This window comes from Staphylococcus sp. FSL W8-0304 (assembly GCF_038006565.1).
Classification (GTDB): domain Bacteria; phylum Bacillota; class Bacilli; order Staphylococcales; family Staphylococcaceae; genus Staphylococcus; species Staphylococcus epidermidis.
Window position 1 is genome coordinate 1,718,194 of record NZ_JBBOVL010000001.1, and the last position, 14,431, is coordinate 1,732,624.

The 14,431-nt window shown below is 32.6% G+C and carries 12 protein-coding genes; all 12 read right to left on the minus strand.

Annotation, left to right across the window (positions count from 1 at the left end; all coding sequences use genetic code 11):
• Positions 1-497: 497 nt before the first annotated feature.
• The 12 genes from ileS to mraY all read right to left on the minus strand — a co-directional run bounded on the left by ileS (position 498) and on the right by mraY (position 14,409).
• On the minus strand, positions 498-3,248 hold the full coding sequence (gene ileS / locus NST35_RS08055) for an isoleucine--tRNA ligase (RefSeq protein WP_002490488.1): 2,751 nt from the start codon (positions 3,246-3,248) through the stop codon (positions 498-500).
• 313 nt (positions 3,249-3,561) lie between these two features.
• Positions 3,562-4,218 carry a DivIVA domain-containing protein gene (locus NST35_RS08060; protein ID WP_340747296.1) on the minus strand — a complete coding sequence of 219 codons (657 nt, stop codon included), beginning with the start codon at positions 4,216-4,218 and terminating at the stop codon, positions 3,562-3,564.
• A gap of 22 nt (positions 4,219-4,240) precedes the next feature.
• Entirely contained in the window at positions 4,241-5,017 is a 777-nt protein-coding gene (locus tag NST35_RS08065) for a YlmH family RNA-binding protein (RefSeq protein WP_044555208.1), read from the minus strand.
• 141 nt (positions 5,018-5,158) lie between these two features.
• Positions 5,159-5,449, minus strand: coding sequence for a YggT family protein (locus NST35_RS08070; protein WP_001830086.1), 291 nt, complete (start codon positions 5,447-5,449; stop codon positions 5,159-5,161).
• 11 nt (positions 5,450-5,460) lie between these two features.
• Complete coding sequence (locus NST35_RS08075) at positions 5,461-6,054, minus strand: cell division protein SepF (RefSeq protein WP_002446233.1); 594 nt, start codon at positions 6,052-6,054, stop codon at positions 5,461-5,463.
• 13 nt (positions 6,055-6,067) lie between these two features.
• On the minus strand, positions 6,068-6,736 hold the full coding sequence (locus NST35_RS08080; protein WP_002486266.1) for a YggS family pyridoxal phosphate-dependent enzyme: 669 nt from the start codon (positions 6,734-6,736) through the stop codon (positions 6,068-6,070).
• A 25-nt stretch (positions 6,737-6,761) separates the two neighbouring features.
• Complete coding sequence (gene pgeF, locus NST35_RS08085) at positions 6,762-7,553, minus strand: peptidoglycan editing factor PgeF (protein WP_002446231.1); 792 nt, start codon at positions 7,551-7,553, stop codon at positions 6,762-6,764.
• Between the two features lie 415 nt (positions 7,554-7,968).
• On the minus strand, positions 7,969-9,153 hold the full coding sequence (gene ftsZ / locus NST35_RS08090) for a cell division protein FtsZ (protein WP_002446230.1): 1,185 nt from the start codon (positions 9,151-9,153) through the stop codon (positions 7,969-7,971).
• A 32-nt stretch (positions 9,154-9,185) separates the two neighbouring features.
• Positions 9,186-10,580, minus strand: coding sequence for a cell division protein FtsA (gene ftsA, locus NST35_RS08095; RefSeq protein WP_002446229.1), 1,395 nt, complete (start codon positions 10,578-10,580; stop codon positions 9,186-9,188).
• A 105-nt stretch (positions 10,581-10,685) separates the two neighbouring features.
• On the minus strand, positions 10,686-12,077 hold the full coding sequence (locus tag NST35_RS08100) for a cell division protein FtsQ/DivIB (protein ID WP_002486279.1): 1,392 nt from the start codon (positions 12,075-12,077) through the stop codon (positions 10,686-10,688).
• A gap of 15 nt (positions 12,078-12,092) precedes the next feature.
• A complete protein-coding gene (gene murD, locus NST35_RS08105; RefSeq protein WP_002486280.1) occupies positions 12,093-13,442 on the minus strand; it encodes a UDP-N-acetylmuramoyl-L-alanine--D-glutamate ligase in 1,350 nt (449 codons plus the stop codon).
• A 1-nt stretch (position 13,443) separates the two neighbouring features.
• Positions 13,444-14,409 (minus strand): phospho-N-acetylmuramoyl-pentapeptide-transferase, encoded by a 966-nt coding sequence (gene mraY, locus NST35_RS08110; protein ID WP_002446226.1) that lies wholly within the window; start codon positions 14,407-14,409, stop codon positions 13,444-13,446.
• Positions 14,410-14,431 lie beyond the last annotated feature (22 nt).

Sequence of the window (14,431 nt, forward strand, 5' to 3'; positions counted from 1 at the left end):
ATACAAAAATTTAATACATTTAGATAAAATTATTATATTGATACTTTTATTATTAAAGCCTAATGAGTTCAATCAGTAATGTGAACAATTACTACACTATCCAACACTTTGTATTTTATATATTATGACTAAAAATTAAATTGAACTCAAATGATTGATTTATACCTTATTAATATTGTTATCATTTTATGCCTGAAGATTCAATACAATCACTGTGCTTATAATGAGAAAAATATTCTATGACAAAAGATGTAATGAATGTGAATTTACGAAACTTGTTCAAGTTCATTAAAATCAAACATTAAATAGAAAAGTCTGCTTTATCAACTTACCTTTAAAAAGCTAGTGAAATTTCTTTATTTGAAATCTTATAACTTCACAATAATAACTATAAAATAAGCCCAAAATGAATTTCATTTTGGGCTTTCTTATAGTATTTAAACAATCATTTAAAATTTATTTTCTTGAAATACACGCTCACTTGTAAATACGTTTTATTATACCAAAGTTTTTACTACTTCTTGACATCGAGGGCATAAATGTTCAAGTTCACCTACTGAACCTAATTCTTCTGTATAGTTCCAGCATCTTTCACATTTTTCGCCTTCAGCATGTTTAATATGGATATCTCCATATTGATATGATACACCATCATTCACTTTATCTTTAACTTCAACTTGTGAAACGATGAATAATTGTTGTAAGTCATTAAATTGTTGTAAAAATTCCGCTGTATTAAATGATTCATTGCTTCCAATAACCACTTTAGCTTCTAATGACTTACCAATTACTTTTTCATTACGTGCTTGTTCTAATGCACGATTAACATCATCACGTAAATTCATAAATGTATTCCATTTTTCTAACAATTCTTCGTCTACATCAACAACTTTAGGCATATCTGAAAGGTGTACACTTTCTTCTTTTACATGAGGTGTATGAGACCAAACCTCTTCAGCTGTATGCACTAAAATTGGTGCTAGTAATTTAGTCATGTCAACAAGTATTTGATATAAAACGGTTTGCATGCTACGGCGTTTATGAGAATCTTTTTTCTCAATATAAAGTATATCTTTACCGTAATCTAAATAGAAGTTACTTAGTTCAACATTGATAAAGTTTTGAACTTCTTGATAAATATTCAAATAATCAAAATTCTCATAGTTATTAATCGTACTCGCAGTGAATTCACGTAAACGATTTAGTAAATAGCGATCTACTTCAAGTAGATTTGTTTCAGCAATACTATCCGTTTCAGGATTGAAATCGTTAATATTACCTAACATAAATCTTAAAGTGTTTCGAATTTTACGATATACATCAGACGTTTGTTTAAGAATTTCATCGGAAATACGCACATCAGAAAGGTAATCAGTACTGCTTACCCATAAACGTGCAATATCAGCGCCTTTTTGTTTAACAACTTGATCAGGAACTATAACGTTACCTAATGACTTACTCATCTTCTTACCTTCACCGTCCATGACGAAGCCATGTGATAACAAGAATTTATATGGTGCTTGACCACGTGTAGCTACAGCAGTTGTAATTGAAGAGTTAAACCAACCGCGGTACTGATCACTACCCTCAAAATAAAGGTCTGCTGGGAATGAAAGTTCAGGTCTCGTTTCTAATACACCACGGTGTGATGAACCAGAATCAAACCAAACATCCATAATATCAGTTTCTTTAGTAAATTCACCGTTAGGGCTTCCAGGATGACTAAATCCTTCAGGAAGTAATTCTTTAGCTTCTTTTTCAAACCAAATATTTGAACCGTGTTTTTCAAATAAATCTGCAACGTGATTTACTGTCTCTTTAGTCATAATGATATCGCCATTTTCAGCATAAAATACCGGTAAAGGAACACCCCATACACGTTGACGAGAAATTACCCATTCGCCACGATCACGAATCATATTGTAAATTCGTGTTTTACCCCAGTCTACTTTAAAGTTCGTGTCTTCAATTGCATCAAGAATATCCTGTCTTACTTTATTAATGGAAGCAAACCATTGTGGTGTAGCTCTAAAGATAACAGGTTTTTTCGTACGCCAATCATGAGGATAACTATGTGTAATAAAGTCAAGTTTAAGTAGTGCGTCTTTTTCTTTTAAAAGATCGGTTACGGCTTTGTTTGCTTTGTCGTAGAACATTCCTTCAAATGGTCCACCTTCTTCAGTGAATACACCTTTATCATTTAAAGGACTAATTACTGGTAAATCATATTTTTGACCTACAATATAGTCATCTTCCCCGTGACCGGGAGCTGTATGGACACATCCCGTACCAGCGTCTGTCGTAACATGTTCACCATTAATTACTAACGATACACGATCTAGGAATGGATGTTGTGCCTCTACAAATTCCAATTCTTTACCTGTGAATTCTTTCTCTAATTGTATAGAATCTTTATCCCAACCTAATGCTTCTGCGACTTCTTCTGATAATGCTTGGGCAACAATGTATTTATGTCCATCAACATTATACTGACCATATTTTAGCTCTGGATGAACTGTAATTGCGACATTTGATGGAATTGTCCATGGTGTAGTTGTCCAAATAATAAATTGTGCATCAGAATCAACTTTACCTTTACTGTCTTTTACGTCAAAAGCAACGTAAATTGATGCAGAACGTTTGTCATGATATTCTATCTCAGCTTCTGCAAGTGATGATTCACTTGAAGGTGACCAATACACAGGTTTTTTTCCTTTATAAATCAAACCTTTATCTGCCATTTCTCCAAATAATCTTATTTGTGCGGCTTCATATTCAGGTGTTAATGTAATGTAAGGATTATTAAAATCACCACGTACACCAAGGCGCTTAAAATCTTTCTTTTGAATGTCGATTTGTTTTAATGCAAATTCTTTACATTTCTCTCTAAATTCTGCAACTGACATTTTTTTGCGATCAACGCCTTTTTTAGTTAAAGCCTGTTCAATTGGTAAACCATGAGTATCCCAACCCGGCACATACGGTGCATAAAAACCTTGCATTGTTTTATAACGAACAATAAAATCCTTTATGATTTTATTTAATGCATGTCCCATATGTAAATTACCATTAGCATATGGTGGTCCGTCATGCAAAATGAATGATGGATTATTTTTATTTTTTTCTAACGCTTTGCGATATTGGTCATCATTATCCCACATTTCTTGAATTTGAGGTTCTTTATTTGGTAAGCCACCTCTCATAGGAAAATCAGTTTTCGGCATTAATAGGGTATCTTTGTAATTCATTATATTCACTCCTTGTAATGATAAAAAAGAACTCTAAGTTCAATTAAAAGGGACGGTTAATCCGCGGTACCACCCTACTTAACTCAACTTAGAGTTCTCTTAAGAATATTTATAAAATTGAAAAGCCAGTGATATAAGAAACAAACAATATGCTAGGCTCACACCATTCCTAGCTCGCTGTACTATGTTCACTGTTTCTTACGCGTCTGTCTTTATATCATATCAATAAATTGTTATTTAGAAAATGCATTTTTAATAAACAATGAAATTTCTTCTTTATTTTTACATCAAATGGTTAATTTGTGATTCGTTTTTAATTATTTGATGTTGATTGTGATGATTCGCTATTTGTATTTGATTGACTCACAGATTCTGAACTTGATGTAAAAGGTTGATTAGCCGATAATTCTTGATTTTGCTTTTGTTTCATTGCACGTTCTTCAGGTGTCAAATCATTTTCATTAAGATGATGAATATCTTCTAATGTCACTTGCTCGGCGTCTAAATCATAATTGAGTAAGTAATCCCAATCTTCACTTTTGAGTAAGTCAAGTTGTGCTTCAACAAGCATACGAAAACGAGAGCGGAAAACTTTAGATTGTCGTTTCATGTCTTCAGTTTGGAAAGCTAGACGACGTGCTTTTTCAATTGCATCATTCACAATACTGTCAGCTTGTACTTGTGCTTTTGATAAAACGGCTTCAGCTTCTTTAGTTGCTGCTTGTTTTGTCTCTTCTCCTACTTTTTGTGCTTGAATAAGTGCATCACTTACTGATTGGTGAACATCTTTATATGATTTAATATTGGAATCTCTATCTTCAATGACTTTTTCAAGTTGCTTTTTATCTTCTTTTAAACGTTCGATTTCATTACTTAGTTGCTCTAAGTAATTTGCAACTTCTGTAGGTTCTAAACCATTTTTTACTCGTGTAAATTCTTTATTCTTAATCTCACTTGGTGTAAAAGGCATGATAATCCTCCTTGATTAATAGCTATTTAAATAGTGTTTGATAATGAATGTGTAACTTGTTCTTTTTCGTTTTTCCACCTATTTCAACAATTTGAGCTCTACCATAACCTTGAATTGACAATAAATCATTCTGCTCTAATTGAAAATCTGTAGAATCTATTACAGTATGGTTAACTTTGACTCTTTTTTTTATAATTAATTGTTGTGCAATATTTCGAGATTTATGAATTATCTCTTTCAAAACTACATCTAATCTCAAAGCGCTCACAGTTGTACTATGAACTTTCCAATTCTCTTCTGATTGTATCATATCTTCAGTAGGAATAGAATTAAGTTTAACTGTGGCTCCCTTAATACGCGTTAGTTCAGATATAATATATGATTCTAATTGTTTTGTCAAAACAAACTGTATATCTTCTCCAACTATAATATCACCGAGTTGATCTCTTTGTATTCCCAGTGACATGAGTGTTCCAAGAACGTGCTGATGTTGTATTGTTACAAATTTCTTAGGATATTGAAGTTCAAATAAAGTCAGTTCAAAGTCCTCAGGCTGTGGCTTAAAATATAATGGTGCGATGATTGCACGTTTCCTTTCTGCATGTGGTCCACCAAAAAATGTGACATGTAAATCTTGATAACTACGCGTAATGACCTCAAGTATATATTGGCCTCGCGGGTCCAAGAAATGGGTTAGAACCGGAGCATAATTAGCATCAGCCTGCTTACATTTATCGATGAATTGATCGATAGCATCTTGTTCTTCCTTTCTAAAATGCTGATATATATCGATGGTTATCTACTCCTTTTATGTTGAAAAATTTTTAAAAACACTACGACTATAATACTGTCAACAATAAGTTATATGATAAAACGAGGTCAAAGTCTAGCTACTTTGCCTCGTTATGTTGAATAATATAAAGTTAGTGCGTGTCATATTTTAAGATAAATATGCAAGAATTAAATTAAATATTTTTACTAAACCACTTTGGAATAAAACTAGAACGAAGATTGCCGCGATAGAAGAAATGTCTATAAAGCCAATAGGAGGAATAATTTTACGGAAAGGTTCTAAGAAAGGTTCATATAACTTTCCTAAAAATTCTCCAAACTTAGACTCTCTTATACTCGGAACCCAAGAAGTAAAGAAATATATAATCATTCCAAAATAATATATTTGAACTAAAAATATAATAAATCGGAAAATTGTACTTAGCAAACCAATATCCATAGCTGAACTCCTTATTCGTAATGTTGCTCCATATTCTCGATGTGATCAGTTATACTGCCGGCTACTTCAACATTATCAGGTGTGCATAAGAAAATATCAGTACCCACGCGCTGAATATCTCCACCAATTGCGTATACCGTACCACTTAAAAAATCAATAATACGCTTTGCTGATACTTGATCAATGCGTTGTAAATTTACTAAAGTTGCACGTCTATTTTTTAATTCGTCGGCAATATCTTGAGTATCTGAAAAGACACGTGGTTCAAACAGACACATTTTTGAACTTTCCTGAGCAGTATATGATTGTGATGCTTGATTCATTGTTACAACGTTTCTAGAATTATTTTTTGAATTATTATTCATACGATAATTCCTTTCTTCAGAAGTTGTATTCGATCTCAAAGTGTTCTTTTGAGGTACAGATTTAATCGCTTGTTGCTTATTGTTAAAAGTTTGTGGTGTCGCTTGATTCTCATTACGATTGTAATCTTCGCGCTCTTGAACACGTTCACGTGATCTAGAAGATTCTCGCTCTTCAGGTCCTTCAACTTCCTCTTCTTCTTCAACTACAAAAAAATTATTAAATAAATCCTTTAAAGCCAAGGGGGGCTCACTCCTATTCTCCTACAAGTTTAGTCCCAATTCTGACAAAGGTTGCACCTTCTTCGACTGCCATTTGATAATCATTACTCATTCCCATAGATAATTCTGTACAAGGCGCATGTGCTAAATTGAATTGTTGTATTTCATTTCTTTTATGTCTTAACTCTTTAAATAAATTTTTTATGTACGATAGATCATCAGTCAATGGTGCCATCGTCATTAATCCAATAATTTGGATATTTTCGTATTCTTTGATTTGATTTATAAATTGATTCACTTCTTCAAGAGCTATGCCATGTTTAGATTTTTCTCCAGAAACATTTACTTGTAAGAAACATTTTATAACATGATTTGCTCTTTTATTAATCTCCTTAGCTAGACTCAAACGATCTAAAGCATGAAAATAATCGACTTCATTTATAATATCTTTAACTTTCCTTGATTGTAAAGAACCAATGAAATGTAATTTAATATCGCTTGGTAGAGATTCTTTCTTCTCTTTGAATCCATCTAATCGATTTTCACCGAAATGTCTTATTCCTGCTTTATATGCTTCTCTAGCTCGCTCTATTGTAACATATTTTGTTACTGCAATCACGTGAGGTTGTGCTGAATGGGCACTTTTTTTAACGCTTGCATCAATTTCCGTTTCAATCTTAGCAAGATTCTCTTTAACATCCATAAATTATTCACCTACTTTATACACTTTACTTTCGTCCAATAAATGCTAACATACGTCCCGTCTGTCCTTTTTCAACACGATATGAAAAGAATAAATCTAAGTTTTCTGAAGTTGAATATTCGGTAATGTATATGTTTTTTGATGGAACTCCAGCTTCTTCTAGAAGAAGTGCGTTAGCCTTTTTTAAATCAATACCATGTTTATTTTTGCCTCTGCTCTCAATATATAAAGTTGAATCAATGGTTAATTCCTCAAATTTATTTTTTATATCATCATTGATTTCATAAGAATTTGAAGTTGCTGGACCGATTACAATCTTTAAGTCTTCATAATCAAAATCCACTTTTTTTAGCATTTCTTTTACTATTTGACCATATGTTCCTCGCCAACCTGCATGTGCTAATCCAATATAGCCATGTGATTCACTATAAAAATATACCGGTACACAATCCGCATAACACATAGTAAGGAGAATGTGAGAATCGAAAGTATACATTCCATCTATGCCATGTAAATCATCAGTTAGTTTATCAATATTTGTTCCTTTATGTTCACTTGTAACTTCAACGATGCGATTATCATGTGTTTGTATAGGAAAAACCCATTCATCTCTTGGATAACCAATAAGATTCGCTAAGATATCTTGATGATGTGTAATATGATGTGCACTGTCGCTGATATATCTCGCCATATTAAAACTATGATTAGGATAAGGACTTAAACCATTTTCTCGAGTAGTGAAACCTAACTTAATATCAGTATGCTCATCAAATTGATAGTCTAAATAATGAGTTTTCTTAATAAATCTCTCTTTCAAAATATTTCACCACCCCTATATATACATTCCACTGTACACTTAATTTCAAATCGAAATGTTCTACAAATAATCTAAGTATTAAGTAACCAATTATAAAACAATTATATATCATACTTAAATTTATTTAAACTTGTATCAATTACTAACTTGCAATGGTTACCTAAATGATGCACATAAGATAATAAATACATTAATTATTTATATTAATAGTTCTATCGATATATGAATGTTATTTTGAGAATTAGCAGCAAAAATTTATATAAAGTGTTGTCTTATCCTTCAAAACAGAAAAATTTAGTTAAACATTGATTTAAATAGGTTTTCAGGTTAGTTAGATACTCCAACACGAAAAAAATGCCTGAGACTATAAAATGTCTCAGGCTATTTAAAATACAGTGATTATATATACTGACGATTAGCGTCTAGTTCTTCTAGAACGTCTTTCTTCTCTATTTCTAATAAAGCTAGGAATATCATCATCTTTAGTAGTGTGGCTTCTTTCACTTACACTTTCACTTGATTGTGAATGAGAAGTGTGTGCAGAGAATGAATCTTCTTTAGCACTAGCACCAGATTGATGATTAGAACTACTATTTACACTTGAACCAAAACCAGTACTTGTAGCTTTACGACCTTGTGAAGAAGGTTTATCTTCAAAACCAGTTGCGATAACAGTAACTACAATTTCATCTTGGAGCTCTGGGTTAATAACTGTACCGAAAATCATATTCACATCTTCATCTGCAGCATCTTGAACAATATCAGCTGCTTCTTGCGCTTCAAATAAAGACAGTGATTCTCCACCTGTAATGTTCATAAGTACACCTTGAGCACCTACAATTGATGTTTCTAATAATGGAGAAGAAATTGCTTTTTTAGCGGCTTCGACTGCTCTGTTTTCACCAGATGACACACCGATACCCATTAACGCAGAACCTTGATTAGACATAATTGTTTTAACGTCTGCAAAGTCTAAGTTCACTTCACCTGATACTGCAATTAAATCTGAAATACCTTGTACACCTTGACGTAATACATTATCCGCTTCTTTAAATGCTTCCATCATCGGCGTAGATTTGTCAACGATATCTAATAAGCGATCATTTGGAATAACAATTAATGTATCCACTGCTGCTTTCATAGATTCTACACCAGCTGCCGCTTGTGTTTGGCGCTTACGACCTTCGAAACCGAATGGACGCGTAACAACACCTACAGTTAAAGCACCCATTTCTTTTGCAATTTTAGCAACAACCGGCGCAGCACCTGTTCCAGTACCGCCACCCATACCAGCAGTTACGAATACCATATCAGCACCTTGGATAGCATCTTCAATTTGTTCTCTTGATTCTTCTGCTGCTTTCTTCCCAATTTCAGGATTAGCACCAGCACCTAATCCACGTGTTAATTTTTCACCAATTTGAATTTTTGATTCAGCTTTTGATAAGTTTAAAGCTTGTCCATCAGTGTTGATAGCAATAAATTCCACATTATTCATACCATGGTCAATCATACGGTTAACGGCATTATTTCCGCCGCCACCTACACCGATGACTTTCAATGTGGCTAAATGATTAAATCCTTGTTCAAATTCTAACATTTAATTTTCCTCCTAGTCTTTATGGCCAATAATCATTCAAATAGAGATTTCATTAATTTTTTAAACTTACTTTCTTCTTTGGCTTTGCCTTCTGTTTGTTGTTCATCTTCTAGATGATTTTCACGGTCTTCATAAGACTCTTCACGAGGCGCTTCTGGTGCTACCTCGTCATTTTCTTTTTTGTTTGATTTACGCTTAAACCAATCAAAACCGCTTGATTTTGTTTCACTATCTTTATCAGATTCGATAACTTCTTCTTCAAATTCTTCATTATCTTGATAACTAATTGTAACATAATCTAATAACTCGTCAAAAGCGATACTACTAGAAATTGTAGAAATAGCAGAAGAAAATTCCGGTTTTCTGATACCCATTTGTGACGGTGTATGAATTCTCACTTTTTCACTAACCATATCTTGTAGTAATTCTTTTACACCTAGTAAATTTGCAGATCCGCCAGTAACTACAAATCCTCCGTTTACTTTTGTAAGTCCTAGTTCTTGTAAAACATCAAAGACTTCAAAGAATATATCTTCGACTCTTTGTTCAATAAAGTCACTTAAATCTTTTTGAGTATATTGAACATGTTCATCTGAATCAACTTGATCTACTGAAAAGACATCTTGATCTGAAGCAGAGTCATAAAATGCATGACCATATTGATGTTTTACCTTTTCAGCTGTGTCATATGTAGTATTTAGTCCTTGAGCAATATCATCCGTAATGTCTCGACCGGCCATTTCTATAGATTCAGCATCTACAAGTTCTCCTCGTTCATAGAAAGCAACTTGCGTTAAATCTTCACCGATATCAATGACACAAGCGCCTAATTCTTTCTCCGTTGGTGTAAGAATAGAACCATAATTATACGCATCAGAATAAACATCTAACACGTCAACACCACATGCCTCAACACATTTAATCATATTGATTAAAATAGATTTTTGGATTGCGATGACACCTGCATCTACTTTTAATGAATGTCTTGCAATTAATTCTTTTGGATCTGAAACTTCATTGTCTTTGTCAACTACAAAACGAATTGGGAATACATTTATCACTTCAGTTTCAGGTACATCATTTTTATCCCGGATACCTTCTAAAACTGATTCAATATGCGTGCCATCAATTTCAGTATCCTCGTAAAATTCAATTTCATTTGATTCATCATATACTTCGGTACCGATGATAGGTAGTTTTAAAAATACATCTTTTATATCTACACCAGAGGCAATTGAAGCCTTCTTAATTGTATCTTTAATTGCTTGTCTTGCAATATCAAAATCATCAATTAAACCATTCTTGATACCACTTGTGTAGGTTTGCCCTGTACCTATCACATTAATTCCGTTGTGAAATTTTTCGCCTACTATTGTTTTTACGCTTGATGAACCTATATCTATGCTCACATAGTAATGTTCCTCCATAGATAGGCACCTCCTGACAAATTATACTATTTAAGTACACTATGTTTAGTGTACAATACGTTGAATAGCTTGTGAACTATAAACACATACTATTATCGAAATTTTTTAATTATTTTCTTTAGATTGTTTATTAATTTTATTCAACACATTTTGAAGTTCTTCTTTTGCATCATTTTCTTCTTGTGTTGACTTGGTTACATTTTGTTCAGTACCCGATTGAACAGTTGATGAACCTTGATAAGGAATAAATGACGCTCCAACCGATAAATCAATATACCCATTTGTCTTAAGTTCGCCAGAATCATCTCTGCTTAATGATTGTGACATTTGAGGATAATATTGCATTTTGTCTGCAATCGTTGTAATGTCACCAATGACTTGCATATTATCTTTGGTAAAAATCTTTATGCGACTTTGTTTATTTTTAGTTGGTGCGTAACTCACCTCTGCTATTAAGTTTCTCACTTTAGGTGACATTTCAGATAAAGCTTTTATAATTCGTGTTTTTTTGTCTCCTTTGAACCCATCAATGATAGGTCCATCATGTGAAACTTCATCTTTGTATTCTGTTAATTCTTTACCATCTTCTATAATTGGCACATATTTATCTTTATTTTTTTCTAAACCAACAATTTGGTACTCAGTCACGTTAACAGTTAACGTGTTTGGTAATTGTTTATGAATATCAACTTCTTTGATTAAAGGATTCTGTTTTAAGTTCCTAATCGCTTTATTTTTACTAAAAGTATACATTCGTGAACGTGAAGTAACGTTAAGTTCTTTCTTTATTTTACTCGTACTTACGTTGTTATTACCTTTAATATTTACATTTGATATTTTACTTAGTGGTGTAAACATATAGAGTAAAATGAGAACAATGATAAGAATGAGTAGTGTGATAATTGTATATTGGATTCTTTTTTGCTTTTTACGTCTTATGGCTCTTTTTTCTTCTAAACTAAGCGGTTTAATTTGAGTTACCTTCTCATTACTATTGAACGATGTAAATGTTTCCTTTTCTTTTTTAGAAGTAAATTTACTTAGTAATTTATGTTTTTTAGAATGACGAGAGTCTTTAGTTTGTTTTTCGCTCTGATGATCAGTTAGAAATTCCTCTTCGTCTTCATTACTTTGACGCGTTTCGCTTGTTTGTTGAACACTACGATCATTTAATTTATCATTATTATATTTTTGATTGTCATCTTCATCATTAACATTATCCTCAATTAAATCACTTTTTATTTCTTTATCTTGATTATGCGACTTGTGATTATCAATAAATTTATCCATTGGTTTAGTTTCTAACTGTGATTGTGTAGACGTAGCATCTTTTTCTTTACTTTGGTTATCTATGCGACGTCTTCTGCGTTGGCGAGCGTTTTTATTCCGTCTAAAAAGCTCTAAGTCTTCATTACTTTGACTATCATTCAAATGGATTGTATTATCGTCTTTATTCGACATATTCTCATTATTAGGTTGATTTTTATTCTCTTCCATGAGCATTCACACTCCTTAGTATGATGGCAAGTGCGCTCGGAATCTATCGATAAACTTCTCACCACGTTCTTCAAATGTATGATACTGATCCCAACTTGCACAAGCTGGTGATAATAAAACAACATCATTGGGCTCGACTATATCTTGAATTTTATCAACAGCATCCTCTACGTCTGTTGCTTTAATCACATACTTACCTTGACTATTTCCCAATTTAGCAAATTTATCTTGTGTTTCTCCAAAAACAACCATCACACGTACATTTTCCATATAAGGAATAAGTTCATCGAATTCATTACCACGATCTAATCCACCACACAACCAAATAATTGGTTGATCAAAAGAGTTAAGCGCAAATTGAGTAGCTAAAGTATTAGTTGCTTTTGAATCATTATAATATTTATTTGTGCGATTTGTACCAATATACTGAAGTCTATGATCAATACCAGAAAAAGTAACAAGACTATCTACAATAGCTTTGACTGGCACACCAGCAATGATCGATGCTAATACAGCTGCTAAAATATTTTCCAGGTTATGTTCTCCCGGTAGTACTAAGTCTTTAGTGTTAATAATGCGAATGCCGTTAAAAACGATGAAACCATCTTTAATGTATATCCCATCAACTTCTTGCTGTGTTGAAAAATAAAATGTTTTTGCTTCTAGATTTTCTGATTCAATTAGGTGTCTTTGGTGATAATTACAAATAAGATAATCATCTTTAGTTTGATTTTTATATATTTGCTTTTTAGCATTTTGATAGTTCTCTAACGTTTCATGGTAATCCAAATGTGCAGAATAAATATTTGTAATGATAGCGATATGTGGTTTATATTTCTCAATACCTAATAATTGAAAAGATGATAATTCTGTTATTAAATACTCATCTGATTTAACTTCTTGTGCAACGTTTGAGGCTACATAACCAATATTTCCAGAAAGCCGTCCAGTTAACACGCTTTTTTGGAACATATCACCGATTAGTGAAGTGACAGTTGTTTTACCGTTAGTTCCAGTAACTGCTATGATTGGTGCCTCAGAAATTAAATAGCTAAGTTCAACCTCTGTTAAGATTTTAAGCCCTCTTTTTGCTGCTTCTTCAATAATTGATACAGTATATGGAATACCTGGATTTTTCACAATGATGGGATTATCATCTAATAAAGAAAAAGGATGACTACCGCTAATTACCTCAATGCCCATAGATTCTAAATCTTTAGCATGTGCATCCTGTGAAAGATCCTTTCCATCATTGACTTTAACGTTAGCACCTAATTTAAGGAGAAGTTTCGCCGCTTCATATCCACTTTTTGCTAAGCCTACTACTAAAACATTTTTATTTTCTAATTCAGTGTAATTTAGCAATTTAATGCACTCCAATCCATAAACCTATTAATCCTGTAATTAAACCTACCGTCCAAAATACTGTTACTACCTTCCATTCACCCCAACCACTTAATTCAAAGTGGTGATGTATAGGACTCATCTTGAAAATACGTTTCTTCGTTAATTTATATGAGGCTACTTGTAACATTACAGATAATGTCTCAACTACAAACACAAAACCAATTAATATTAATGATAATTCTTGATTCAACATGATTGAAATCGTCGCAAAAATACCACCTAAAGCAAGACTTCCTGTGTCTCCCATGAAAACTTTCGCTGGATTTAAATTGTAAGGTAAGAAACCTAGTAAAGCGAAAATCATTATAATACAAAATATGCCAATAGCCGGTGAATCTAACATGTAACTCATTACAGCATACATAGCAAAACCTATTATTGACAAACCAGTTGCCAATCCATCTAAGCCATCTGTTAAGTTTACAGCATTTGAGAAACCAACTTGCCAAAAGACAATAAATATCACATAAGCAAATGACAACGGAATATCAAAATTCACAAATGGAATATGCAAATCTGTCGTAAAATGTACAAGGTGAAAAACATCACTTAGCACAAAAAATATAACTGCAATAATTATTTGTGCTAGAAACTTTTGTTTACTAGTTAATCCTTGGTTATTCTTTTTAACTACAATAATATAGTCATCAATAAATCCAATAAGACCAAAACCGATTGTTACAAATAGTAACAAAATAATAGGATTGGAATGGTCTACAAAGATAATTGCAATGATGGAGGTAATTATAATACTAATTAAAAATGTAAGCCCACCCATAGTAGGTGTACCTGTTTTTTTCATATGGCTTTGAGGCCCTTCTTCACGGATACTTTGTCCAAATTTCATACGTTTCAATGTTGGAATAAGTATTGGGACTAAAATAAATGTTATCAGTAATGCGATGATCGCGTATATAAAGATCATATAAATCTCCTTTTCTTCACTT

Coding starts and splice junctions, on each gene's coding strand:
- ileS (WP_002490488.1), bottom strand. CDS start 3,248: ATGAATTACAAAGATACCCTATTAATGCCGAAAACTGATTTTCCTATG.
- NST35_RS08060 (WP_340747296.1), bottom strand. CDS start 4,218: ATGCCTTTTACACCAAGTGAGATTAAGAATAAAGAATTTACACGAGTA.
- NST35_RS08070 (WP_001830086.1), bottom strand. CDS start 5,449: ATGGATATTGGTTTGCTAAGTACAATTTTCCGATTTATTATATTTTTA.
- NST35_RS08080 (WP_002486266.1), bottom strand. CDS start 6,736: ATGGATGTTAAAGAGAATCTTGCTAAGATTGAAACGGAAATTGATGCA.
- ftsZ (WP_002446230.1), bottom strand. CDS start 9,153: ATGTTAGAATTTGAACAAGGATTTAATCATTTAGCCACATTGAAAGTC.
- ftsA (WP_002446229.1), bottom strand. CDS start 10,580: ATGGAGGAACATTACTATGTGAGCATAGATATAGGTTCATCAAGCGTA.
- NST35_RS08100 (WP_002486279.1), bottom strand. CDS start 12,077: ATGGAAGAGAATAAAAATCAACCTAATAATGAGAATATGTCGAATAAA.
- mraY (WP_002446226.1), bottom strand. CDS start 14,409: ATGATCTTTATATACGCGATCATCGCATTACTGATAACATTTATTTTA.